Source organism: Methanobrevibacter sp. (assembly GCF_051877095.1).
GTDB lineage: Archaea > Methanobacteriota > Methanobacteria > Methanobacteriales > Methanobacteriaceae > Methanocatella.
This window is the reverse complement of the sequence record NZ_JBJEIO010000003.1, coordinates 1-25,987: the sequence shown is the minus strand read 5'-3', so window position 1 is coordinate 25,987 and position 25,987 is coordinate 1. Positions and strand designations below refer to the sequence as shown.

Here is a 25,987-nt window from a genome sequence, read left to right as displayed (position 1 = left end):
TATGGGTTTATTTGATAGATTTAAAAAAACTGATAAGAAAGAAAAGAAACTAATTCCAGATAATTTAGATATTGATGAAGAGGAATTACGTTTAAAAGAAATAGCTATTAATCATAAAGATAGGCTTGAGCGAGCACAAGCAGCAGATAAAATTTCAAATGAGTTTGTTGCACTGGATATGGCTAAAACTATTAAAGATAGAGCTATTAGATTAATCGCTGCAAACAAATTAAAAGATGAAGATTTATTAAGGGATGCTGCTTTAAATTCACAGTTTTTTGATGTTAGAAGTTTTGCATGGGAAAGACTTGGTGAAAACAACAAGTCCATAGCTGAAATGGTAATAAATACTAAGAGAAATTCTCATATAGATGAACTATTTGATAAGGTTGTTGACGGGGAAACTCTTAAATGGATTGCAATTGAAGCAATTGATAAAAAATACAGAACACGTGCTTTAAATAAAATTGATGATGCTGAAATATTATATGATTTAGTTTTTAAGTCAAAAGACAATTCTATTAAAAAAGCAGCTATTTTAAAAGATTCTTTTGTAGATGAAGATATTCTTAAAAAATTAGCTGTGGAAGATAAAGATGAAGGAGTAAAAAAAGCCGCAATTAGTAAAATTAAAAATGAAGATTCACTTGCATTAATAGCTCAAAGTGAAGATAATGCAAAGGTTCGCTCTTTAATATTTGATAAAATTAAAAACCCAGAAATTTTAAAGAACATGGTTTTAGATTCAAAAAAGTCTGATGTTAAAATTGATTTGATTAATAAGATAGATGATGAAGATATTTTAGCTAAAATTGCACTTGAAGATAGTGATAAAATAGTTAGAAGTGAAGCTGTTAAAAAAATAACTGATGAGAAAATATTAATTAAAGTAATTAATACAGAACAAGATAGATTTGTTCGCCAAATTGCAGTAAAAAACATAAATGATCCTCAAGAGTTAATTAAAATAGCTCTAAATGATGATGATCAATTTGTAAGAAATCATGCGATTTCAAATCCTGCTTTAACTGATGAAAATGATTTCAAATACTTAGCTATTAATTCAATACATGAAGATGTAGCAGAAGAGGCACTACTTCATATTAATAATGAAAATGATTTTATTGATATACTGAAAAATGCTAAAATTGATTCAATTAGGAAAAATACACTAGATAATATTAATGATTTAGAAACATTAATTAGAATTGTCCTTGCAAATGAGGATGAAGAATTTTCCCTTAAAGCATTAAATAAAATTAAAGTTGAAAAATGTTTAATTAAAATTTATGAACAAGGTATTTCAGAAAATATATCCATCAGAGCAATTTCTTTAATAAAAAATCAAAAATATTTAGGTGATGTTGCTAGAAATGAATCATCCTGGAGAATTCGTGAAGCTGCAGTTAAAAAAGTATTAAGTAGAAAAATTCTAAAAGAAGTTTCAAATAATGATGAAAATGAGTATGTGAGAAATGTTGCTAAAAAGAAATTGAAATTATAAATAATATTCAACTTCTTTTCTTTCACTGTTTGCACTTTCAAAAACAGGTTTTTTAGCTTCGAATGCTTCACCAGTAAATCTTCTAGCGTTTTCTTCACAAATGTGAATACATGCAGTACATCTAGAACATATATCAAGGTCAATAGCTGCAGGATCATCATCAGGAATTGCTTTTTCAGGACAAACTGTAACACAGTCATAACAGAATACACATTTATCTACATCACAGCTTATAGTAAATGGTAATTGCTTGTGATCAACATATGGTTTGTTTCCAGGAATTTCTGATTGTAAAGATTCACCAGATTCTATTTTTTCCACACATTTTTCTCCAAATTCACTGAGTTTTTCTAAATCAGCACTATCTGGTCTTCCTACTGCAACACCATCAAAAATAGAGTGATGGCTAACTGTAGAAATAGCTGCTGTAACATCAAAGTTATTTTCTTTGAGAAGATTTACTAATTCAAGTAATGCATCTCCTACTTTAGCATTTCCATAGTTTGCAACAGCTATTGCTTTTGTATTATTTCCAGATAATTTAGATAATCTGTCACGAGCAGTTTCTGGAATTCTTCCAGCAAAAACAGGCATTCCAACAATAATAATGTCATCATCTGTAAATTCTTTATTTTCACTAAAGTGTAATAGATCACAGACTTCACTTTCATACTCAAAACTGTTAGCTATTTTGTCTACTACTTGTTTAGTTGTCCCAGAAGGACTAAAAAATATTTCTGTTATTTTCATATTTTCACCTATATAAATCTACTGAATTTTTTTATATGAAAAAAATGATAATTTGACATATATATCATATTTTTGAATCTAGTTGTGTTTGTTAAGATAAATTATTATCCTTATAGTTATTTTGTTAAGTCCATTTTATAATTTTTCTTATTTTTAATAGTTTCTAAGTTTTATCTATTAAATTTAAAAAATTAACAAAGTTTTTAAAAGAGTTTTATATTTAAAAGTTTATCAAATAGGAAATAGAAATTAATTAATATTAATTAAATTATAAATTTATTTTGGTGATATGATGGAATTAATGAGAGAGCTATCTTTAGCACCAGGTGTATCTGGTTCAGAAGAAAAAATAGCTGAAATTATTACACGTGAATTAGAAGATGTGGCTGATAAAATTGAAATTGACAGTATGGGAAACCTTATTGCAACTAAAAAAGGTGAAAAGAAAGCTCCTACTGTAATGCTTGCATCTCATATGGATGAAATTGGATTGATGGTAAGATACATTGATGATAATGGTTTTATTAAATTTTCAAATATTGGTGGAATTAATGATCAAATGTTAATGAACCAAACTGTAACTATTCATTCTTCCGTTGGAGAACCAATTGTAGGTGTTATTGGCTCAAAACCACCTCATGTAACAACTGCTGAAGAAAGAAATAAAGTTGTTAAATCTACAGATATGTTTATTGATATTGGTGCAAAAGATAAAGAAGAAGCAGAAAAAATGGTCAAAATTGGGGATAAAATGACCTTTAATTCTTTATTTGTTGAATATCCAAATAATTTAATCATGGGTAAAGCATTAGACAATCGTGTAGGTTGTTATGTAATGATGGAAGTTTTAAAAAGAGTAAATACCAGAGCTACTGTTTATGGTGTAGGTACTGTTCAAGAAGAAGTAGGACTTAAAGGAGCTAAAACTTCTGCATTTAAATTAAATCCTGATCTTGCTATTGCACTTGATGTAACATTATCTGGTGATCATCCTGGAATTAAACCAGAGGAAGCACCTGTAGTAATGGGTAAAGGTCCAGCTATTATTCTAGCAGATGCAAGTGGAAGAGGTATTTTAACTCAACAATCTGTAAAAGACTTACTTATTAATGCTGGAGATGAAAATGAAATTCCATATCAATTAGAAGTAAGTGATGGTGGAACTACTGATGGAACTGCAATTCACTTAACTCGTGAAGGAATTCCAACTGGTGTTTTATCTGTTCCTACTCGTTATATACACACTCCTGTAAGTGTATGTAGTATGGATGATGTTGAAGCAACCATTGAATTAATTACTGAAGCTATTAATAACTTATAGTGATTAAGGAGATAAATTTAATCTCCTTACTTTTTCATTCTATTTACAGATGAATTTATATTCTTTACTTTAAAGATAATATAAAAAGGTGAAATTATGGTTAATTTAAAAGGTAGTAAAACTGAAGAAAATTTAAAATTCGCATTTGCTGGTGAATCTCAAGCACATACAAAGTATCAGTACTATGCTAGTCAAGCTAAAAAAGACGGTTATGTACAAATAAAAGAAATCTTTGAAGAAACTGCTAGAAATGAAAAAGAACATGCTAAATTATGGTTTAAATATTTGCATGATGACGGAGTACCTTCCACTCCTGAAAACTTACAAGATGCAATTGATGGTGAACATCATGAATGGTCTGAAATGTATCTTGAGTTTGCTGAAGTTGCAAGAGAAGAAGGCTTTGATGAAATTGCAGATAGACTTGAATGTGTTGGAAAAATTGAAAAAGAACATGAAGGCAGATATCAAAAATTATTAAACAATATTAAAGATGATTCTGTCTTTGTTAAAGATGAAGAAATAGAATGGAAATGTGGAAATTGCGGATATATTCATAAAGGTGCTGAAGCTCCTGAAGAATGTCCTGCATGTGCACATCCAAAATCTTATTTTGAAATTAGAGCTCAAAATTACTAAGAGAATTCATTTTCTCTTTTTACTTTTTTTTAATAATTTCAAATATTCTAATTATTTAAATCTGTCATCTGATTTTTGTGATTTTGCTTTTTGATGTTTTGATTCAAACCAACCTATTTTTAACTCGTCAATTGTGTCTTCATATAATTGTGGAACATATGGTTTAATATCTAAAAGAGGGGTTCCATCAAGAATATCTATATTTTCAACATGTATTGTGTTTCCTTCGACTTTATTTAATTTGACAACACTCATTCCAATGCGGTTTGGTCTTTTTGGGGATCTTGTTGCAAATACGCCATGTGTTTTTGTGTCCATAAATGGTTTGACTTCAAGTTTGTATCCTTCAACTTTGTGGAGTAAATAAATTAAATGAATGTGTGAGAATTCGTTTAAATCTTTTAAACCGTCAATAAATTTGTTTTCAATTTCAATTGTTCCTTCTATTCCTTTTGCTCCAGTAGGTTGAATTGGCATTCCTTCGATTTCTTTGAATTGTGTGTGGATTGTACCAATTGATTCTAATTCGATATTCATAGTTATTATATTCAACTTTATATCTTAAAATATTTTCTTTTTGTTAATTTACGATATGAATGATTTTAGGTAATCGTTTTTAAAATGCTTTTTTACATTAAAACAAAAGATTTATATATCATTTCGTACTACATATTTATTGAAGAATAGTATATGATATGAATCATTTACTGTTTATTTTTAAGGAGATTATTAATATGCAATTAAGTGCAAGAAATCAATTAAAAGGTAAAATAACTGATGTAGATTTAGGTGCTGTAATGGCTAATATTAAAATTGAAGTAAGTGAACCTAACGCTATTACTGCTGTAATTACTAGAGAATCTGCAGAGAAATTAGGTTTAACTGAAGGTGATGATGTAACTGCTATTATCAAATCTACCGAAGTTATCATTGGTAAATAAATATTCAAGGGATTAAGATTATGCAATTAAGTGGAAGAAATCAATTAGAAGGTAAAATAACTAGTGTAGATTTAGGTGCTGTAATGGCTAATATTAAAATTGAAGTAAGTGAACCTAATACTATTACTGCTGTAATTACTAGAGAATCTGCAGAGAAATTAGGTTTAACTGAAGGTGATGATGTAACTGCTATTATCAAATCTACCGAAGTTATCATTGGAAAATAAATTTTAGGATTAATATCCCATTAATCCTACTAATATTAAAATTATAAAAATAATAACGCCTGCTTTTAATAATGTTTTTAAGTTTTTAAGTATAGCATAAATTATTAAAAACAAGATTATTAATCTTAAAATAAAAAGTAATGAGAACAACTTTAACCTCCTGCGAGAATAACTTTTGTTCCTTCATCTGAAATTTCTTCTTTTTTAAACTCAACATCAAATTTAACTGTTTCAATTACTTCTTTTAAAGCGTTATAACTTTCATCTCTGTGATAACCTAAAACAGCAACTAAGAATAATAAATCACCGGTGTAAAATTCACCTATGTAGTGTACAACAGATATTTCAGCAACATTGTGTTTGATTTTAGCATTTTCAACAATTTTTTCAATTTCAGCTTTAGTTTTTTCTTTATCAGGTGTAGTTAAAATCAACTTTTGTAAATTCATATTTTCTTCTTTTCCCCTTACAAAACCTTCAAAACTGAAAATAGCTCCACAATAATCAACTTTGCTATTTTTCTTTAATTCATCTATTAAATCTGCAGTTGTAACTTTGTCTTCTTTTGATTCAATAACTCTTACAACCATTATCTCATCTCCATTATTTTATATTGTTTTTTGTATTATTATATTTCACTAATTTCTTTTAAAGATAAATTTTTTATTCTCTCAACACCATTAATCTCTTTAATAAGATTAACAGTTGCATTAGGAACTAATTCCTGCCAGTTTTCACCTTCAATCATTCTACGTCTAACTTCTGTTCCAGATAATTGTAACCTATCATAAAGTGGAGGTTGTCTAACTTCATATCCTTCTTCTAAAAATAGTTGTTTAACCAAATTATTTCCAGAATAAACCTTTGTAAATGGAGGTGTTAACATTTTAACATGAGAAACCCAAAGAGCATTAAAATTAATGTCTTGCATAGGAATGATATAGTATTGTGATGGATTAATGCCACGATCAGCTAATGCCTGATTAATCATAACAACACGCTCACCAGCAGTAAATGGATTTTTTATACTATGGCTCAATTGAGCACTACCTATGCCGATTATAATTTCATCTACTTCCTCTAAAATGCTATCAATAATCTGCATATGTCCATTATGGACAGGTTGCATTCTTCCAATCAAAATTCCACGAACTTTATTCATTTTAATCACTTAAGCTTCTAAACTATCTAAACTTTTAACTAAATTCTCTGCAGTTTTTTGTTTTTCCATTAAAGCATCAGTAGTTGAAATTTCCATGAGTAATGTATTAATTCCTTTTTTTGCTATTGGTATTGTAACTTTTTCAGGACTTGTCCCAGATTCAAACTCATAATCAACTAAATTAACATCATTAGCAATTTTTGAAATAAAAGAGTCAATTGTATCAGTTCTGTTAGATAGACTAAATATGAAATTGGAATATTCATAATCAGGATTTATTTCATGAACATCTATTACAATAAATGGTTTATCTTTAACAATATTTGGAACAATATATTTATTAGCTAATTCCTCTCCAGCGGGTCTTGTATCATCACGTGAAGTTAAATTGTCTTTAGTCTTAATATAATATATTACATATTTCTTAGTAAGATTATTAGTTCCATCTTCAGAGGTAATATTGTAAATTGTTTTATTTACAGCTTCGTGAATTTCATGTTCTCTTGGATGAACTCCTAAAATAAGTCCAACGGTCTCATTAGAGGACATATTTCCTGCCTCAATTTTATAAACAGTACCATTATTATTATGTCCCACTTTTGTAATATTATAATCATTATCTGGTGTAGTCATAATAGAACTAAAAATAACTACTAAATTAAATATTACTATAATTATTAGAACAATAAGTAATAATTGATATTGCATTTTTTTATTCATAATTTAACCTTATTTTGTTTTTAATATAATTAGATATCTAACTAAACTTATATTAAAGACTTTTTACTTATATCTTATTAATTAAATTAAGGAGTTTTTTCATGGAAAATAAAAATATAATTATTATTCTTGCAATAGTTGTAGTGATTATTGCAATTGCTGGTGTTTTATTTGCCACTGGTTTTATTGGTGATAATAAAAATGTTGAAACTACTCCATTTAAAATGGATTTTATGGAAGGTAGTTTTGTAGGCAATGTAAGTCTTGAAAATGATAAAGAAAAGTTCATGCATTCTTATGAAGATAAAGAAAATAAAATAACTTATAATATTTCTACTGTAGATAACTCTTCAGCTTTAATGGAAATATATCAAATTCAAGGTGTGGGTTATCCTGAAGTAAGAACATTCAACGGTAATGAATGGAATATCTATTTTACACAAGCAATTCCGAATACTAATTCAAGTAATAGCTCTTCTAATGATAATGCTGTAATGAATATTATTATTGGTGAATCACAAGGTAAAAAACAAGGTTATTTAATTTATATGATTATTGATGGAAAATCTAAAATCAATGCTACTGGTAATATATATAGTGAAGCATATACTGATTATTTTGAACCGTTACTTGAAAGTCTAACTTTAAAAGAAAGTAAAAATGTTCCACATATTTATGATGAATTTGGACTTTCAAAAGAACAATTTAATCAAGAAATGGATTTAATACAACAATATAAAGCAGGAAATACCTCTGTACTTCAAGGAGCCCAATAATCATGAAAATTACAGTCTTTCATGCAAATGAATGTGATAGGAAGAAATGCACATCAATAAAAATGGAAAAAATGGGTAAATGTAGATTAGTTTATGATATTAATAAAATTCCAAGTGGTGCAATTGTTTTAAATCCCTATGCTGAGAAGGCTGTATCATATGAAGATTATAGATATGTACAAAGAAGAGGGGTTGTAGGTTTAGATTGTTCTTGGAATGAAGTATCTAAATCTAAAAAATTCTTTTCTTTATCAAAATATCATAGATCACTTCCTTTTTTAATAGCAACAAATCCTGTAAATTATGGAAAACCATGTATTTTATCAACAGTTGAGGCTATTGCTGCAACACTTTATATTACTCGTTTTAAAGATGAGGCACGTGAAATGATGGATGGATTTAAGTGGGGACATACTTTTTTAGAGTTAAACCATGATTTACTTGAAGCATATAGTGAAGTGGATACTAGTGCTGAGGTTGTTAAAGTTCAAAATGAATTTTTAGAAAATTCTCAAAAAGAAGATATTGATTGATTTAAAGAGATTTATTAGTTAATCTCTTTTTCAAATATTTTATTTTTTATAAAAGCATATTTTCTTTATTTAAAGTTAAATAACTAAACATTTAAATACTATTAAGTTTAAATAATTAATTAATAGTTATGAATACCATAACAGTTTATTATTATTAATTTTCACGGTTATAAGGAGGAGTTTTAATGGCAAGATTCGAAGAAGCAGAAAACAGAATGTTCAATGTAAAAATCTGCTTAAAATGTAATGCTCGTAACCCTGCTGGTGCTACAACTTGTAGAAAATGCGGTTACAAAGGATTAAGATTCAAAGCTAAAGAACCAAGAGGATAAATTCATTCTCTTATCTTTTTATTTATTTTTTTTAAACTTATTTTTAACTAATTTTTATTTATAAACAATTAATTTAATATATTATTTTTAATAAATTCTATTTTAGGTATTCTTATGAAAGATGTTGAAAATTATATTAGAGAGATATTAAAAAGTAGAAAAATACATTTTACTTTAATAGACCCTGATGAACAAACACCGGAGGAAGCTTTAGAAATAGCTACTCAAGCTATTGAGGGTGGAACTGATGGTATTATGATTGGAGGATCTACTGTTGATGGTGATGATGTAGATAATACTTGTAAAATATTATCTGAGAATATTGCTGTTCCAATTATTATTTTCCCAGGTAATACTAGCAGTGTAAGTAAATATGCTGATGCTATTTTTTATATGAGTTATGTGAACTCTAGAAATCCATATTGGATTAATGGTGCTCAAGCATTAGCTGCACAAGCAGTTAAAACATCTGGAATGGAAGTATTATCCATGCATTATATGGTTGTTTCTCCTGGTGGAACCGTTGGTTGGGTTGGAGATGCAAATTTAGTACCTAGAAATAAACCTAAAATACCTGCAGCATATGCAATGTCTGCAGAATTATTTGGAATTAAATTCTTTTATCTTGAAGCAGGTTCAGGTGCAGAAGAACCCGTCCCTCCAGAAATGGTTGGTTATGCTAAAATGGCTGGTCCAAAAAATATTCTTATTGTTGGTGGAGGAATTCGTGATGGTAAAGCAGCATATACAGCTGCAAAAGCTGGCGGAGATATTATTGTAACCGGTACTGTTGTTGAAGAAGTCGATAATGTAAAAGATAAAATTCAAGAACTAACTGGAGCTATTTTAAAGGCTTCAATGGAGTAGTTTTCAACTGCTCTTACAATACTTTTTTTATTTATTATTAACATAATTATTTTATAGTGATATTTATGTTAAATTCATTATATGAAAAAGCCATAACTAAAAGAGGATTTATTCGTGATATTGATTCACAAACAGATGTTAAATCTAAATTAGAAGATAAATGGTTTAATAGGGATATTCTAGAAAGTAATGCTGATTTTTCTATTGCTGCAGGTGATGGAAGTTTTAATAAAAAGAAATTTCTAACAACTAATTTTTGTGCAGTTGGTGCGGAATCCATAATTTATGATGAGGGTAATATTAAAAAAATCGATGATTCAGATATTTTTGATATTCCACATGTTTCTTTTTTAGATGAACTACTTGGTAATTATATGGCAATTTATGAACTTAAATGTGCACTTAGAGCTATTAATGATTATGATGTTGATTATTATATGTTTGATGGGTCTATTCTTGGAAATTTACAAAATGCATTTCCAAGTGGTGCTAAATTACCACTTAAACTTAAAAGTCATTTAGATGAGGGATTACTTAAAGCGTTTGAGGAAAGATTAGTTATAAATAAATATGGTTTGGCTTTTCCAGAAATTAGGGATTCACTAAATCTTGTTGAATTGCCAAAAAATGAAAATTCAAATAAAATAGAAGAATATAACCTCTACCTTGCATCTATTGAAAAAATTGTTCTTTTAAAAGAACTTTTACAGTTTAGAAAAAGAATTATTTCAATTTCAAAATCATCATCTGATAATGATTTATTTCAGTGGAATATTCCAGATATTGCATTTTTAGATAAATTCACAGAAAAACAAGGAATCTCATCAATTAAATATAGACAAGTTCATGAAAAAGTGGCATTTCCATACTTTGGTGATTTGTTTAAGAGTATAACTTTCACAATATTTTATATTAGATTACAAGACAAGAAGAATGTATTAAAAGTAGAATTACCTTATAAAGCATCAAAAGAAGAAGTGTTTGAGTTAATTAAAAAAATTAATAAATTAACAGTTCAAGGTTATCCATATTTACTTAATAGAGCACATAATGATGTTGTAATTACAAATAAGAATATTAAAGAATTATTGAAAATAGCTAGAATTTATGAAACAACTAATAGGGAAGTGATGTCATGGTAGTTGGAATTTGTATTGGGGAAACTTCACTTACAGAAGTAACATTTATTTCAGATAAGATGCCAAAAGTTGGCGAATATGTTACAATGGAATATGACGGGAAAAAAGTTTTAGGAATGATTGAAAATTTAATTAGGGGAAATGATTCTTTAAATGTAGATATTAATGATTTTAATGCAATTCAAAAGATTGCAAGACTCGAAGTTGGTGACAATTACGTTAAAGGTAGAGTGAAAATTCTTGGAGATGTAAACGATAATTTAAAATTACCAAGAACACCAGCACTTCCGGGAACAGAAATCCATTTAGCCGACAAAGAAGTTCTAGATGAAATATTTAGTGTAAAAAACCCTATTAAGTTAGGTTGTCTTGTAAATCAAAGTGATGTTGATGTTAATGTTGAGGCAAATCCAATTTTATCAAGACATTTAGCTATTCTTGCAATGACTGGTGCAGGTAAATCAAACACTGTTTCTGTTTTAATAGACCAATTATTAGGTTATAATGTTCCTATTTTTGTTTTTGATATGCATGGGGAATATAAAGATGCAGAATTTCCAAATGGTGAGGTTAATGTAATAAAACCTAAACTCAATCCTCATTATATGAATTTCTATGAAATCAAAAAATTAGTAAATATTGGAGCAAATAGTTTTATTCAAGAAAGACACTTTAGAAAAGCATTCAACGAAGCTCAAGCAATATTAAGAAATGGTGAAAATGAAACTATCAACTTTTTAGAGATAATGTATGATATTCTTGAGTCAAAGTCTATGGAAGAAGGTTCTGATAGGCAAATAATTGATGTTATGAATAAAATCGATGATGCTATGCTTAAATATTCTAACTTATTTGATAAAAATGCTGGAAATATCTTATCAAATATCAAAAAGGGACATGCTAATGTTTTAGATTTAAGTCAAGTTGATGAAGCAGTAGCTAGTGTTTTAGTGAGTCATATTTTAAGGAATTCACTCCAAAGAAGTAAAAATTCAGCTCATAAAGGGGACAAGAAAGAATTACTTGATAATTCAGTATTTTTTATTTTAGAAGAAGCACATATTTTAGCTCCAAATAGACGAGAATCTGATTCTAAAAGGTGGATTCAAAGAGTTGCAAGAGAAGGTCGTAAATTTGGTTTAGGATTATGTTTAGTAAGTCAATCCCCAAAAACTGTAGATCATGATGCATTATCCCAAATGAATAATATGATTATTTTAAGGCTTGTTGAACCTGAAGATCAAAGGCATGTTCAATCAGCTAGTGAAAGTTTATCACAGGATTTAATAAATCAACTGCCATCATTAAATGTCGGAGAAGCTATTGTTTTAGGATTAATGAGTAAAATACCAACTCTTGTTAAAATTGACAAGTTCAAAGGGCGCCGTCATGGTGATGATATGGATATTGTTTCTTACTTCAAAGAATCTTTAAAAAGAGATGAAGAAGAAATTAAACATGATGAAAGAGAGTCATTAGATATGGGATATGATTATTAATTCCATATTTTTTTTTAAAATTTTTCAATATGATCTATTTTTAATGCAATTTTTATTTATTTTCAAATGCTCTCATTGAAAACTATTAAATATGGAAAATCATAAAATAGTATTTACTTAAATACTTTAGATAGTGTTTATTGGTTATATACAAAAATTTTAAAGGTAATATAATGAAATTTGCACATTTGTCAGATACTCATTTAGGTTATCGTCAATTTGGTTTAATTGAACGTGAAAAAGATTTTTATGAAGTATTTGAAAGAGTTATAGATAAAATTATTGAAGAAAAAGTAGATTTTGTAATTCATAGTGGGGATTTATTTGAAACTGCAAGACCATCTCCTAATGCACTTTTAGCCTTTCAAAGAGGTTTATTGAAGTTAAAAGGTGCTGGAATTCCAATGTATGCAATTGCAGGAAATCATGATTCTGTAATACGTAGAGGTGCTATTCCACCACAGGTAGTATTTAAAAAATTGGGTTTAAAAGTAATTAGTCCAATTAATCCCAATTATATACAGGGGGATATTTTTATTGCAGGTTTACCATATTATCCATCATCAAAAAGTAAAATATTAAAGTCTAAATTAGCAGAATTATCTAAAAAAGCAGCTGATTATGAAAAATCTATTTTAGTTTTACATCAAGGTATTGATAAATATTTAGGATATCAATATGAATTGGAAATTGGTGATATTCCAGATAATTTTACTTATTATGCTTTTGGTCATATTCATAAATATGTTAATGAATCTTTTGGTAAAGGAAGATTAGTATATCCGGGATCAGGGGAAATCTGGAAAACTAATGAACTTGAGGATTATAAAAAGAATGGAAAAGGTTTTGTTGTTGTTGATTTTGATGGTCCAAAACCTATTGTTAAAAGAGTAAAGATAGATATTCCTCGTGAGTTTATTAAAAGGTCACTTGATTATGAAAACTTAGAAAATGGTATTGCAGGTATTAAAGAAACAATTAAAGATTTTGATAAACAACCTATTTTAGATTTAACAATTAGAGGTGTTGAATCTGATGCAGGTGATGTTTATGATATTATTAATGAAGAGTTAGGTGATTTATCATTAATGATTAGACCAAAATTTAATGTTAAAAGTGATGAACTCATTGATGAAGATTATATTAAACAGAAAGGTTTAGGAGCTAAGGAGATAATTGTAGAACAATTAAAGAAATATAACAATGATGATGTAACTCAGTTAGCTATTAATTTGTATGAATATTTATCAAAAGATAAGATTGAAGAGTCAGAGGATTTAATTAAACAATTCTATAATGATTTTTATAATTCTACAAAAAATGAAATTGAAATACAAACAGAAGAAAAAGTTGAGCTTAAAGCACCTCAAAAAAAGTCAGAGAGTATTCAAGAAACATTTAATGAGGTTTTAAAATGATTTTCACGAAATTAAGATTAAAAAATTTCAAATCTCATGAGGATACAATTATTAGATTTGAAAAAGGTATTAGTGTTATTGTAGGTGAAAATGGTGCAGGAAAATCAACAATTTTGGAGGGTATTAGTTTTGCTTTATTCAAACAACATACTGGTAAAAAAATTGATGATTTAGTTAGAAATAATGCAAATTCAATGTTTGTTGAATTAGAATTTATTTCTAAAGGAAAAAAATACAAAATTATTCGTGAAAAAAAATCAAACTTAAAATCTACATTATATAAGAAAACTTCCATTGAAGGTGAATATATTCACGTTTGTAGTGGAGATAAAGAAATATCAAATGAAATCCATGAAATCTTGGATATAGATTCTGATTTATTCTTAAATGCAATTTACATTAGACAAGGAGAAATAGCTGAATTAGTTGACAAAACTTCTGCAGAGAAAAAGCAATTAATTGCTAAATTATTAGGTATTGACTCTTTAGAAAAAGCTTGGAAACATTTATTACCAGTTATTAATGATTATGAAAATCAACTTTCAGAACTTAATGGTAAACTTTATAATTCAGAGGAATTAGCAGATGATTTGACTAAAAAAAGAGAAGAATTATCCTCATTAAAACAAAGAGGACATGAACTTGAGGAAAATATTGAAGAAGTCAATGTGTTACTTAAAGAGATTTCTGAAAGCAAAAGGAACATGGAAAGAGAAAAAGAAATTCATGAAACACAAGTTATTAATCTTGAAAACGAAGAAAAAATATTGTCTAAATTAGAACAAGATAAACATGGAATTCAAGATAATTTAGATAAGATTAAGGAAGCTGAAGAAAAAATTTCAAGATTAGCTAAATATGTATCTAAATTAGATCTTTATCTTGATTTTGAAAAGTCTGTTTTAAGTATTCAAAATTTAAAAGAAAAAGAACAAGAAATTGATAATAAATTAGATTCTATTGCTCAGCAAAAACAACTTGTTGAAGATAATAAAGAGGATTTTAATAAATTTTTAGCTTCAGAAGAAGAAATTAACAGATATAATAATCAAAAAGTTAGTTTTGAAAAAGAATTAGCTACTATGGCTAAACTTGATAATGATAAAAAAGATCTTTTAAAAGAAATCCAAGATGAACGGGATGAAATTAATCAATTTTTTGTCATAGCTAAAGATAAATTGAATGATTATGGAGTAGATCAGGATAAATTAACTGAGGTTAATGATATTGAAAGTATTGAAAAAACAACAAATAGTTTTTTTGATGAAATATCTGAAAAAATTAAAAGTTTGTCTAATGATATTGTTGCTAAAAAGGAAGAGATTATTGTTTTTAAGCAAAATATTAAATCAAGCCAAAAACCTTTAAATGATTTGAAAAATGTTGAGGGTAAGTGTCCAGTTTGCCAAGCAGATATTGATGAAAATAAAAAATCAGAATTAATTAAACAGTATTCTATTGAAATTGAAGAAAATAATAATTTAATTTCAGAATATGAAGAAAGTGTTCGTTTACTTACTAAAAATAAACTAAGTTTTGAAGATAAATCTAATAAATTATCTGAATTGTCTAAGGAAATCATTGAATATAAACATAAATTTGGTCATTTGCAAAATCAACTAGTTAAATTAAATAAACTCGATGATGAGCTTACATCTAAGGAGTTTATTAGTGGAAAATTAGGTGAATTAATTCTTATTATTGCAAATAAAAAGCAAGATCGCGAATCTTACAGAGAGGCTTATGATACATATAATAAAGCTAAAGGTGCACTAGAAGTTTTAGGTAATGAAACTGAAACTCAATATGAATTAAAACAAGTTAAAAATGAGATTGACAATCATGTAATTAATATTAAACTTGCAATTGAACAAGATCCTCATTTAAGTGGAGATATAACATCTGATGAGCTTCAAAATCGTATAGATGATTTAAAGTATAAAAATGAAGAATACAATCAACTTAAAGGATTTATTCAAAATAAACCATCTTATTTATCACAATTGGACTCTGTTAAAGAGGATATTGGTATGTCTATTAATCAAATAGACATTATTAGAAACAAAATAAAAGCTTCTGTTTATGATAAAGAGAAATATGAACAAATTATTTATCATTCAGACATCTATGAAAGAAGATTTAATAAGTTTAATAATGAGCTTTCAGGTATTAAGGGACAAGCACGTGAAACAATTACTCAAGTTAAAGATTTAACTAATAAATTGGAAACTATTGATATATTCAAAAAACAATATAATGATATTTCTGATTATATTAACTTATTAAATCATTTCAGGAGTTTGTACAGTAAGAACGGTATTCAAAAGGATTTAAGAAATATCTCAAGACCATTAATTCAAAAATATACTAAAGAATTTTTCAATGAATTTAACTTCAATTATTCTGATTTAACTCTTGATGATGAATATGATGTTACTGTTTATGGTCCTGAAGGTGAATCATCAATGAGTATGGTTAGTGGTGGTGAAAAAATAGCTATTGCATTAGCTTTAAGACTTGGTATTACACAAGCAATGGCTAATGGTGAATTAGATAGTATTTTACTTGATGAACCTACAATTCATTTAGATGCATCAAGAAGACATGAATTAATTAATTTATTAAAAGAAATGGCTGTATTACCTCAAATGATAATTGTAACTCATGAGGCACAGCTTGAAAATGCTGCTGATAATTTAATTAAAGTAGAAAAGGTGAATGGTGTTTCAAAAGTAATAATGTAATTACATTATTATTTTTTTTATTTTTTTTTACATGGTTTCAGGTGCATCTTTAATTGCATCAATTATACAGTTAGCATTCCATCCAACAATTGTAGCTGCCTTTTCTTCTAATTCAATTGGAACTTCTTCTATACCTAATGGTCTAACTAAAACAATAGGTATTTTGTATTTTTCACTTGCATTTAATAAGTCTTTAAAGAGTTCTTCATTGTCATTATAAATGCCTGCTAATAGAATTATTCTATCTACTTTTTGATAAAATTCTTCACCAGCACTGGAATATGATCCAGACATGGATTCTTTCCACAAGAAATCTGTTTTTGAGTATAATCTTTCTGTAAATTGACCGTATTCTTTGTTCTTATCAAATCCATTTGTTATGATTAAATTATAAATTTTATTATCTCTTTCATCTTCAAACATTTTCTCACCTGGTCTTATTTTAAATATTATATTATAAAAATATTTATTAATTTTAAAAATGTAATGTTAATTATTAATTATTTATTTTAAGGAATTATTTTTTATGAAAGCAGCAGTAATAGGATTAGGTGTAGAAGGAAAAAAGGCAGTAAACTCTCTTTTAAATCATGGATGGGAAGTTTATGCTACTGATTTAAATATTAATGTGGATTTATCTGGTTTAAATTTACCAAATTTATCTTTTGATGTAATTGATGAAACTCAGACTATTTCAATTGTTGGGGAAGGTATAAATATTGATTTAGGATTTACTAATCCATATGATATTGATCAATGTGATGCAGTTGCAATTAGTCCTAGTATGTTTGGTGGGGAATTTGCAACAAAGTTATTAAAAAATTCAGCATTATTAAGTGATGTTATAGATAAACATAAAAAAATATTCACAATAGGGATTACTGGAACTAATGGTAAAACAACTACTGTGCATATGATAAAAGAAATATTGGAAAATGCTGGCAAAAAAGTTTTAGTTGGTGGAAATGGTGGTGGTGGATTTTCAGGTTATTATGACTTAATTCTTGATGCAAATGAAGGGGAATATGATATATTGCTTGTTGAAGTATGTGATATGACTCTTGATTTTTGCAGATATTGCTTTGATTTTGATATGATTGGCCTTACTAATATTGGTAATGACCACATGGATGTTCATAAAACTATTGCTAATTATAAGGATTCTCTTGTTAGTTTTTTTGAAGGAAAAACAGTATTTACTGCTTTTAATCAAGATTTTAATAGTGATTTTAAGGAAGTTAGTGATAAAAATATTCCTTATTTTGAATATCAGGATGAGTTAAAATTATTTGGTAGATTTAATTTGCTTAATGCGGGTCTTGCAACAGCCATAGCAAGGGAATTGAAAATACCAAAAGAAACTATTAAATCAACACTTTCTGAATTTAATGCTGTTGAAGGAAGATTGGATGTTTATAAGATTAATGATGCATCTGTATATGTTGGAAAAACTGATAATTCCGATGCATTAGCTTCTATTTTATCTGAAAAAGATTTTTATGCTATATTTATTGGCACTCCACGTCATAATGAAGTTCATAGGTTGGATATTTTAGATGTTGCTGTTAAATACAATCCTGAAGTTATTGTTTTGTTCCCTGGATTGGATGATACTTTAGATATGGCAATTTATAGATTAAATTCTCTTGGTTATATGGGAAATATCCTTACGGTTAATTCCCTTGATGAGATTATTGAGTTAGTTGCCGAGTATTCACATGAAGATGCAATATTAATCGGTGGTAATGGTCAAGATACAATTATTAATATCCAAGAAAGAATTAAATTAATTTCTGAAAATTTATAAAGAATTAGTGGTTAGTAATAATATTTTTATACTATATTAACTAAATTATAATATTGTTATTTATATAAAATTATAGATTAGTTTTTATTGTATTTACTAGGTGTATTAAATGAGTAGTGATTGGAGAAAAATATCTGTTACAATATTTTTAGTATTAATTGTTTTAAGTATACTGTTTGTTGTTTTTAGTGCGACAACGGATGCTACCTCATATACTGCTCAATCAATTGCAAATGAATATAATCTTCCTATTGGACAGTCCATGTTTGAAAATCAATCAATTTTAGGTCAACAAGATCCAATTAGAGTGCCATTATTGTCAAATATTGGATTTTCACTTCATGAAATTACAGCATTTGATATTCAAGGTTTATTAATGACCATGACTACTGGTTTGGTTCCATTTGATTTTTCAACCATATCTGGTGAAGGTATAGATTCATATGGTAATGTGGTTGATGTTGAGGGTCCAGGATTTTTAACATATGCTGGAGATAAATTAGTTGTAAAATCACCAGATAATTATGTATGGGGATACAGTACTCCATACAAATGGTTAGTCAAAACAAGTACTGGTGTGGATGTCGTAGAAAATGGAACTGTAATTAAGTCTGTTCCTGAAAGTGAAATTAAAAATTTAGATTATCATAATGATTACTATAATATTTCAACAATCAAAAGTTGGTATAATTATGATGCTCAGGAAGGATCTACATTTGTTTTAGAAAAAGGAATGTCTTCTTTTTCTGATGGAAGAAATAATATTACTGCTGATGATGTACCGCTAATCTTTGGTAAAGATGTTGTTGATTATGCATCAGAATATCCTACTGGGTCTCCTATTCTTTTATATTCTGGAAATTATACTGAAAAAGAGGGTGAAGTTTATGGAACTTCTTTAGGTTCTCATGCACAGTATGGTGATTCAATTAGGGAGATAAATGCAAGACAATTTGTAGATGCATGGAATGGAACTGTAATTCCTCCTAATTCAACTTCAAGTGGTAAAGATTATGTGTACTTTGAATCAGCTGTTGACCCATCTGCTCCTGGAGGAAGTGCTGCACATGGTGTATGTCCATCTGCTAGAGCTTTAAGAGCAGCAGTTACTGCTGAAGGTTTTGATTTACCTGTTGGTATGAGTTGGGAAGAAGATGCAGTTTTATTCGGATTTAATCCAGCACAAGATATTATGGTAACAAACAACCATGATTATCCTGTATTAATTAAAATGTGGACTGAAGGTGAAGGTACTGGAATGGGTATTTACTCTCAAGTTGTAAGATATATTCCAGAATAAGGAATTTATCTTTTCTTTTTTTCTTTTTTTATGTCAATTTCAACTATTATTACAGCAGCTGGAAAAAATTCCAGAATGAGAAAAGACCAAATTTCTCGAAATATCGAATTAAAAAATAAACTTATTTTACCTTTTAAAGATAAGACTGTTATAGAGACAACTATTGATAATGCATTATCTGCAGATGTAGATGAATGTATTGTAGTACTTGGTCATTATGCTAATGAAATAAAAGAAGCTATTTTTGATAATTATAAAGACTCAGTTAAATTCATAATTAATGATCCTGTTGATGTAGGTTTATCAGTATCACTTTACAATGGTCTGGCGAATATTGACTCTGAATTTGCATTATGTATTACAGCAGACCAACCAACAGTGTCAACTGAAACATTTAATCGTATGATTAAAGCAAGCAATAATTCAGATGATCCTTATCATACAATATCTATTTTAAGAAGAAGAAAAACTGGATTATTAAATACTGCTGAAGGATTAGGTATGCCTTTTGTAGCTCCACGGTTAAATTTGATGAAGTATTTAGAAAATGAGGATGATAATTTAAATCCAATTTTAAGAAAAATATTTTCTGATGGATATACATTTTATGGAATAAAAGAAAAAAATAAAAAAGAATTATTAAATATTAATCATTATGATGATTATTTAGTACTTTTAGATTGAATCTAAGCCAGAAATAACTTCTTCGATTTTAGCTTTACTAATACCTACTGTCATTTCATTATCTTTGATATCTGCTGCTTTTCTTGAACCATCACAGCCTAAGGTAAAATTAATGCCATCTGTGATATGTGGGTTTGCAAATGCATCTCCACATAATGATTGGATACCTGCAAAAGAAGGTTCAATTTTTGCACCTGTTTTATAGACAATAGATTGAGCAAGTTTCATTCCACCAACTGGTTCAGTTATGACTTGAATAACATCTGCTTCAAAGTCTGCTTCATCTAAAGGAGCATAAATCATTCCCCAATGTATATCTTCAACGATGGAAAGCTCTGCAGTTAATTTTTTAGCAGTTTCTAAATCTTGGAATCTTCCTAATGAGAAATATTTTTCACCATTTGCTAATTTTTCAGGCATGTCTCTAAGTCCAATTGCGCCTGCTCCACCTAAACATAATTGTTGTTCAATTGTGGAGTAAAAAGTGTTTCCAAGAGATGCTTTTCTAATCATTTCGCAATGTCTAATTTTTTCATCTATTAAGTCTATGCCTTCAGGTAAGTCATCTTCAGTTTTTATTAACTTCATAGCAACAGGTTTTGCATCAAGTTTGATTTTACTTTCGATGGTTTCGCAATATTTTTGGTTTGTTTCTAAATTACTCATTATAATCGCCAGTGTTATTTTTGTATTATGGGATTTTAAAGTCTTTTGTTTTAACACTGTTATTTTTACAGAAAGTCTTAAAATCGCAAGCACTACATGTTCTTTCATCAGAATCTCCTTTCCATGCGTCTTGAATTTTACATCCATTCATTTCTTTAATTAATGATTCTTCAATGTTAAAAACTACATTATCGAATTTTAAAAGAGCTTTTTCTCTTTCAGCTTCATCAACATTAATGATTCTAATTGATCTGTCCATTTTAAAGCTATCACTTAACTCAGGAGCTTTATCATCTTCTTGCCAATTATTAATTAATTCTATATCTTTATCATATTCATATCCAACATCAGTTAATCCATTGTTTAATTCTTCTTTAATCAATACTAAATCTTCTTTTGATGGAACTAATTCATTTAAATAGAAAATAATTCCTGCAATTATTGGTTTAGAAGATTTTTGTTCTGATCTAAGCCAAGAATAGGTTAATATCTGTTGTTTATGAGTTTCCCATTTATCTTCAGCTTTAGGATTATTAACTTTCTCTGGTGGTCTTTTCATTCCTTTATAATCAATAAGAATTTCATATTCATCGTCATTGTCGAATTTAGCTACTCTTTTTTGGAAATTTTCATCTTTTTTTAAGTATTCTAATATTTTATTATTATAATTATCAAGAGTACTTTGCTCTAGTGTCTTGTTGATTTTTACAGATGATGAAACATCTACTATTCCATTAATTCCATAGTAATTTGATCTGCTTCTGTTTTTATCATAATTAGGCATATTACGTATACCTTTTATTAAGTGTTCAGATGAATCAATTAAAGGAAATAAATCTTTTCCCCAAATATTTATTGCTTTTTCTGCTCTAGCACTAGCTAATTTCTTATGGTCATGTTCATTTAAATCATCAATTGTTAATTTTTCATCCGTTTGATTATGAATACTGAAAAATAAATCTTCATCAAATGGGTAAAGACCTCTAATTTGTAATCTTAAATCAATTAAATCTTCAATTGGTCTAATATCTTTTTTCCACTCCCATGGAAACTCTATATCGTATTGATCCCATTGGATATATGCTTCTTCAATAACACCATGAATAAATTCTCCAAACCATCTTTGAACAGGTTTAGATGGTGGTAATGTTCCTTTATTCTGGTATCTGTATTGTAAATTACAAGTTAAGTATGATAATAAATCGCCAGTTACACTATATTCTGGAATCATGTATGATTTTGACCTTGAGGGTAATTTCACATTATCACTTCCTAAATTAGATAGATTTCATTAAATCCAACATATTTTTCATCCCTGCTCCATCCAAGAGCAACATTTGGAATGTCAAAATGGTCATTCTTTTTATTGTAACCTTCAATAGCAGAATTCAAACCAATTAATAGTAATACTTTTTCAGCTCTTGAAAATGCAACGAAATATAGTCTTGTTAAATCATCAAATGATTTGTCTTTTTCTCCTCTTTTATTTTCTCCAAGTTTACTGTATTGTCTTATTCTATTTTCAAGTGTTAATTCTTCTGTAATTAATTTTGGGAATCTTAATTTTTGAGTTCTCACATCATTCTGTTTAAATCTAGAACCAACATCCACAATAACTAAGGGGAACTCTAATCCTTTGGATTGATGAATAGATAATACATTAATTCTGTTATCTGGTAATGTTTCAAGTAATGATTCATCAATTTTTACTCCTCCTGTGGATAAAGGAATGAAAATATTCCAAATAGCTTCAAGAATTGATGCTTTTTCTTCTTTCGGGTTTTTAAAGGAAATGTTTGAATGATAATCATTAAAAAATCCAGTTTGTGTAATTGATTGGGTAATTGCTTCTAAATATACGATACCTTCTACATCTTCTTGTAATTCTTCAATCCAAGTTGTTATTTTATATGCAAGTTCCATTAGACTTGCAGTTTTTGGCCAGTCAGTATATCCTATTGGTCGTCTAAGTTGCCAATGAGTAACAAATTGAGATAATGTAATTGGGTCATGAGGTTCAGGATTTAGCTTAATAAAATCCTTAGCTTTCATTCTCCAACGTCTCATGTTGTGAATTGCTAATTTAGGTATAGTTTTATCAGATTTTTGCACATTGCTCTCTGGATCAACACATTCAAGAATTAAACCACAGAAAATACCAACAATATCAATATCTTGAAGTTCAATGCCCCGAGGGTTAAATACTTCAATGGGTTGTCTTAATTTTTTGAGATTTTTTCTTAGATAATGTAAGAATGAACGGTTTCCATAATGTGATTCTTTAGGAGAATATGATAAAATTGCAATATCAGATGCTGAACCATAATCACTATCTAATTTAAGGGTTATACTTTCAATTTCACGACCTGCTTTTATATTTTCCTCTTTAATTTGTTGTAATCTTGCAATATCAATTGCACCGTTTATTTTTTCATAGTATTCTTTATTTAGGACTTGTAAGACTTTTATCTTAGCTTCACCTTTGTTTACAAGTTGATTTATTAATCTAGTTAAATCTTTTGCAAGCATCTCTGGATTGTTCCTAAACATTCCTAAAATTGGCATTTTATCGTTATCAAAATCCGGAGCAATGATTTTAGGTTTATTTTCAACTCTTGCTTTTTGATATTCCATATCTAATTCAGCAAATTGATTACAATGTTCAATTATATTTTCTGTTGAACGATAATTTGTCCTTAAATTTATTTCTTCAACATTAATACCTAATTTTTGATTAATACGTTCTTGATAATTAGTAAATAAATCAACAGTTGCTCCTCTAAACCTGTAAAGTGATTGATCATCATCACCTACAACAGTTATATTACCATTATTATTAAGAGCATAATCAGCAATTGTAAAGTAAATATCTTCTTGAAGCAAGTTTGTATCTTGATATTCATCAATTAAAACAATTTTAATTTCATCTAAAAATGTTTTTAATTCATTATTTTTTAATTTTTTAAGGAATTCTGCTTCAAGCATTGTAAAATCAATTATATTCCTATTTTGAAGTTTATTTTCATATTTTTTTATACAATCAAGAGCAATACGTGCTCCACTACCTTCTTGTGTTTTATGGTATAATTTATTAAAATCAACTTCATCATAATAAATCCTATTTTTCATTTCAATAAGAATTTCACTCATTTTAGAGGGTTCTTCAAGTTTTTCTCTACCACTTACTTCTTTTAAATATTCTACTAAATTCTTATTAAGGTATCTTTCATCTTCAATTAGGATTTTTATCATTGCAGAATTAGCTACAAATCCTTCAATGACAATAGATTGGTTTTCACCAGGTTTTTTATATTCCCTAAGTAATTCTTCAGCAATACTATCTGTTGTACCGATTATTATCTGATTAAAGTCAATTGATGTAATTTTTGCAATGGTATCAAAGTCATCGTTGTTGTTTAGAAGATGATTTTTAATCATATCTCCCCAACCAAGTATCCTAGAATACAATTCATCAGCTGCCTTTCTTGTAAATGTTGTAGCTATTATTTCATTAGGTTCAACATCATCTACAAAAAGGTATTTTAATATTTTCAGTACCATAACTGTTGTTTTTCCAGAACCTGGTCCCGCAACAAGAAATAATGATTTATTACATGGAGCTAATATTGCATTTCTTTGTTCTTTATTTGAAGAAATATCTCTTTTAAGTATATTCACAACTATATCTTCAAATTCTTCATATAAAATCATATTCTCACTCAAAATTTAATATAGTTTAATGTATGTAGATATCTTATTAATATTTTTTATATGGCTTAGATTAAACAAGAATATGAAATTGATTTAATTATTAATTGACATGAGTTTTTTTAAGGTTTAATTAGGTTAGATGGATGAATAAATAATAAAATTGAGGTATATGTTTAAGAGGAAAAAGTTAATTTATTTTTTTTCATTAAACTTTCTATTTTTTTCAAAGTGTAGAATCTATTTAAACCTTAAAATATAATGATTGTTAAGTATTCAATGTAAAGAGCATTTGAAAAGTAGTAATGGATATTTAAGATAAACTTTTAATAATTTTAAAAATATATCATAACTTGGGAATTAACCTTCCCTAATATGCATAAATTTAAGTTAGGAAGTGTTTCTTTCTAACTTACTATTTTTAAAAACACGAATTATTTAAATATTATTTTAATTTAAAATATAATTATTAATTTTAATTTTAGCTGGTATTATGGTTGAGATAGATAATATTGACATGTTTAAAAATGATGTTAGATATAGGGAAAATATCGCTTATATTGAAACAATTCCAGCTAAAAAGGCTAGTTATAAAAAAGTTGATAATTTAAATGAGAATATTGTTAATTATTTAGATTCAAAGAATGTAAGATTATATAAACATCAAGCAGATACATATGAATCTATTAAAAATGGTGAAAATGTAATTATTACAACACCAACAGCATCTGGGAAAACTTTAGCTTTTAATTTACCTATAATGGAGACTATGATTGAAGATAGTGATGCTACAGCTCTTTATATTTATCCTGCAAAAGCTTTATCTAATGATCAATTACATGTCTTAGAAAATCTTGAAAAAGAGTTGGGTATAACAATTAATCCAAGAACTTATGACGGAGATACTCCAAGAAATGAAAAGAGAGGAATTCGTGAAAAATCAAGGATTGTTCTAACAAATCCCTATCAACTACATCTAATATTGTCATGGCATCATCAATGGTCTAGATTTTATAAAAACCTTAGGTATATTGTAATTGATGAATCTCATTATTATAAAGGTGTATTTGGTTCTAATGTTGCATTCTTAATTAAAAGATTAAAAAGAATAGCTAATTTTTATGGAGCTTATCCTCAATTTATATTATCTTCTGCAACCCTTGCTAATCCATTAGAATTAGCTAATAGGTTGACTGGTGAAGATTTTGTATTAGTTGATGAGGATACTTCACCTAGTGGGGAAAAAGATT

The 25,987-nt window shown here is 27.8% G+C and carries 26 protein-coding genes; 17 read left to right on the top strand and 9 right to left on the bottom strand.

What is annotated here, in order from left to right; genetic code table 11:
* Position 1 precedes the first annotated feature (1 nt).
* A complete protein-coding gene (locus ACI389_RS01710; RefSeq protein ID WP_439779824.1) occupies positions 2–1,504 on the top strand; it encodes a HEAT repeat domain-containing protein in 1,503 nt (500 codons plus the stop codon).
* On the opposite strand, the gene ACI389_RS01705 is transcribed toward ACI389_RS01710, so the two are convergent.
* A complete protein-coding gene (locus tag ACI389_RS01705; protein WP_439779823.1) occupies positions 1,499–2,254 on the bottom strand; it encodes a 4Fe-4S binding protein in 756 nt (251 codons plus the stop codon). The two genes, ACI389_RS01710 and ACI389_RS01705, sit on opposite strands and share 6 nt — an antisense overlap.
* Before the next feature lie 289 nt (positions 2,255–2,543).
* Between ACI389_RS01705 and ACI389_RS01700 the strand changes: the two genes are divergently transcribed.
* Positions 2,544–3,575 carry a M42 family metallopeptidase gene (locus ACI389_RS01700; protein WP_439779822.1) on the top strand — a complete coding sequence of 344 codons (1,032 nt, stop codon included), beginning with the start codon at positions 2,544–2,546 and terminating at the stop codon, positions 3,573–3,575.
* A 96-nt stretch (positions 3,576–3,671) separates the two neighbouring features.
* The gene (rbr, locus tag ACI389_RS01695) at positions 3,672–4,214 is read left to right on the top strand and encodes a rubrerythrin (RefSeq protein WP_439779821.1); all 543 of its coding nucleotides are present in this window, start codon (positions 3,672–3,674) and stop codon (positions 4,212–4,214) included.
* A gap of 51 nt (positions 4,215–4,265) precedes the next feature.
* On the opposite strand, the gene tsaA is transcribed toward rbr, so the two are convergent.
* Entirely contained in the window at positions 4,266–4,751 is a 486-nt protein-coding gene (gene tsaA, locus ACI389_RS01690) for a tRNA (N6-threonylcarbamoyladenosine(37)-N6)-methyltransferase TrmO (protein ID WP_439779820.1), read from the bottom strand.
* A 197-nt stretch (positions 4,752–4,948) separates the two neighbouring features.
* On the opposite strand from tsaA, the gene ACI389_RS01685 reads away from it, so the two are divergent.
* Positions 4,949–5,155 (top strand): TOBE domain-containing protein, encoded by a 207-nt coding sequence (locus ACI389_RS01685; RefSeq protein WP_439779819.1) that lies wholly within the window; start codon positions 4,949–4,951, stop codon positions 5,153–5,155.
* A 20-nt stretch (positions 5,156–5,175) separates the two neighbouring features.
* Complete coding sequence (locus ACI389_RS01680) at positions 5,176–5,382, top strand: TOBE domain-containing protein (protein WP_439779818.1); 207 nt, start codon at positions 5,176–5,178, stop codon at positions 5,380–5,382.
* A 152-nt stretch (positions 5,383–5,534) separates the two neighbouring features.
* On the opposite strand, the gene ACI389_RS01675 is transcribed toward ACI389_RS01680, so the two are convergent.
* The 3 genes from ACI389_RS01675 to ACI389_RS01665 are packed head-to-tail and all read right to left on the bottom strand — an operon-like array spanning position 5,535 to position 7,177.
* Complete coding sequence (locus ACI389_RS01675; RefSeq protein ID WP_439779817.1) at positions 5,535–5,972, bottom strand: molybdenum cofactor biosynthesis protein MoaE; 438 nt, start codon at positions 5,970–5,972, stop codon at positions 5,535–5,537.
* 38 nt (positions 5,973–6,010) lie between these two features.
* Positions 6,011–6,544: a nicotinamide-nucleotide adenylyltransferase gene (locus ACI389_RS01670; RefSeq protein WP_439779816.1), complete on the bottom strand. Its 534-nt coding sequence runs from the start codon at positions 6,542–6,544 to the stop codon at positions 6,011–6,013.
* 9 nt (positions 6,545–6,553) lie between these two features.
* Complete coding sequence (locus tag ACI389_RS01665; protein WP_439779815.1) at positions 6,554–7,177, bottom strand: hypothetical protein; 624 nt, start codon at positions 7,175–7,177, stop codon at positions 6,554–6,556.
* Positions 7,178–7,365: 188 nt separating this feature from the next.
* On the opposite strand from ACI389_RS01665, the gene ACI389_RS01660 reads away from it, so the two are divergent.
* The 8 genes from ACI389_RS01660 to ACI389_RS01625 all read left to right on the top strand — a co-directional run bounded on the left by ACI389_RS01660 (position 7,366) and on the right by ACI389_RS01625 (position 16,572).
* Complete coding sequence (locus tag ACI389_RS01660; protein WP_439779814.1) at positions 7,366–8,040, top strand: hypothetical protein; 675 nt, start codon at positions 7,366–7,368, stop codon at positions 8,038–8,040.
* A 2-nt stretch (positions 8,041–8,042) separates the two neighbouring features.
* On the top strand, positions 8,043–8,573 hold the full coding sequence (locus ACI389_RS01655; protein WP_439779813.1) for a DUF367 family protein: 531 nt from the start codon (positions 8,043–8,045) through the stop codon (positions 8,571–8,573).
* A gap of 185 nt (positions 8,574–8,758) precedes the next feature.
* A complete protein-coding gene (locus ACI389_RS01650) occupies positions 8,759–8,905 on the top strand; it encodes a 50S ribosomal protein L40e (RefSeq protein ID WP_048812436.1) in 147 nt (48 codons plus the stop codon).
* Between the two features lie 114 nt (positions 8,906–9,019).
* Positions 9,020–9,772, top strand: a complete 753-nt coding sequence (locus ACI389_RS01645; RefSeq protein ID WP_439779812.1) for a geranylgeranylglyceryl/heptaprenylglyceryl phosphate synthase — start codon at positions 9,020–9,022, stop codon at positions 9,770–9,772.
* 65 nt (positions 9,773–9,837) lie between these two features.
* Complete coding sequence (locus ACI389_RS01640; RefSeq protein WP_439779811.1) at positions 9,838–10,914, top strand: DNA double-strand break repair nuclease NurA; 1,077 nt, start codon at positions 9,838–9,840, stop codon at positions 10,912–10,914.
* Positions 10,908–12,410 (top strand): helicase HerA-like domain-containing protein, encoded by a 1,503-nt coding sequence (locus ACI389_RS01635; protein ID WP_439779810.1) that lies wholly within the window; start codon positions 10,908–10,910, stop codon positions 12,408–12,410. Before ACI389_RS01640 ends, ACI389_RS01635 begins: the two co-directional genes overlap by 7 nt.
* Positions 12,411–12,583: 173 nt before the next feature.
* On the top strand, positions 12,584–13,828 hold the full coding sequence (locus ACI389_RS01630) for a metallophosphoesterase family protein (RefSeq protein ID WP_439779809.1): 1,245 nt from the start codon (positions 12,584–12,586) through the stop codon (positions 13,826–13,828).
* On the top strand, positions 13,825–16,572 hold the full coding sequence (locus tag ACI389_RS01625; protein ID WP_439779808.1) for an AAA family ATPase: 2,748 nt from the start codon (positions 13,825–13,827) through the stop codon (positions 16,570–16,572). Before ACI389_RS01630 ends, ACI389_RS01625 begins: the two co-directional genes overlap by 4 nt.
* A gap of 27 nt (positions 16,573–16,599) precedes the next feature.
* Here the strand turns inward: ACI389_RS01625 and ACI389_RS01620 are convergent, their stop codons facing one another.
* A complete protein-coding gene (locus ACI389_RS01620) occupies positions 16,600–16,995 on the bottom strand; it encodes a nuclease (RefSeq protein WP_439779807.1) in 396 nt (131 codons plus the stop codon).
* A 103-nt stretch (positions 16,996–17,098) separates the two neighbouring features.
* Here ACI389_RS01620 and ACI389_RS01615 point away from each other — a divergent pair, with 103 nt between their 5' ends.
* The 3 genes from ACI389_RS01615 to ACI389_RS01605 all read left to right on the top strand — a co-directional run bounded on the left by ACI389_RS01615 (position 17,099) and on the right by ACI389_RS01605 (position 20,363).
* A complete protein-coding gene (locus ACI389_RS01615) occupies positions 17,099–18,379 on the top strand; it encodes a Mur ligase family protein (RefSeq protein WP_439779806.1) in 1,281 nt (426 codons plus the stop codon).
* Positions 18,380–18,488: 109 nt separating this feature from the next.
* Positions 18,489–19,679, top strand: a complete 1,191-nt coding sequence (locus tag ACI389_RS01610) for a hypothetical protein (protein WP_439779805.1) — start codon at positions 18,489–18,491, stop codon at positions 19,677–19,679.
* A 30-nt stretch (positions 19,680–19,709) separates the two neighbouring features.
* On the top strand, positions 19,710–20,363 hold the full coding sequence (locus ACI389_RS01605) for a nucleotidyltransferase family protein (RefSeq protein WP_439779804.1): 654 nt from the start codon (positions 19,710–19,712) through the stop codon (positions 20,361–20,363).
* Here the strand turns inward: ACI389_RS01605 and ACI389_RS01600 are convergent.
* From ACI389_RS01600 to ACI389_RS01590, 3 genes are read right to left on the bottom strand one after another with little or no spacing between them, the layout of a single operon-like run.
* On the bottom strand, positions 20,355–21,137 hold the full coding sequence (locus ACI389_RS01600) for a DUF169 domain-containing protein (protein ID WP_439779803.1): 783 nt from the start codon (positions 21,135–21,137) through the stop codon (positions 20,355–20,357). The genes ACI389_RS01605 and ACI389_RS01600 overlap by 9 nt on opposite strands.
* Positions 21,055–22,290, bottom strand: coding sequence for a PD-(D/E)XK nuclease family protein (locus ACI389_RS01595; protein ID WP_439779802.1), 1,236 nt, complete (start codon positions 22,288–22,290; stop codon positions 21,055–21,057). Before ACI389_RS01595 ends, ACI389_RS01600 begins: the two co-directional genes overlap by 83 nt.
* Positions 22,291–22,301: 11 nt before the next feature.
* Complete coding sequence (locus tag ACI389_RS01590) at positions 22,302–24,740, bottom strand: UvrD-helicase domain-containing protein (protein ID WP_439779801.1); 2,439 nt, start codon at positions 24,738–24,740, stop codon at positions 22,302–22,304.
* 490 nt (positions 24,741–25,230) lie between these two features.
* Between ACI389_RS01590 and ACI389_RS01585 the strand changes: the two genes are divergently transcribed.
* Positions 25,231–25,987, top strand: a 757-nt coding sequence (locus ACI389_RS01585) for a DEAD/DEAH box helicase (protein WP_439779800.1), incomplete at its 3' end; no start/stop codon positions are given.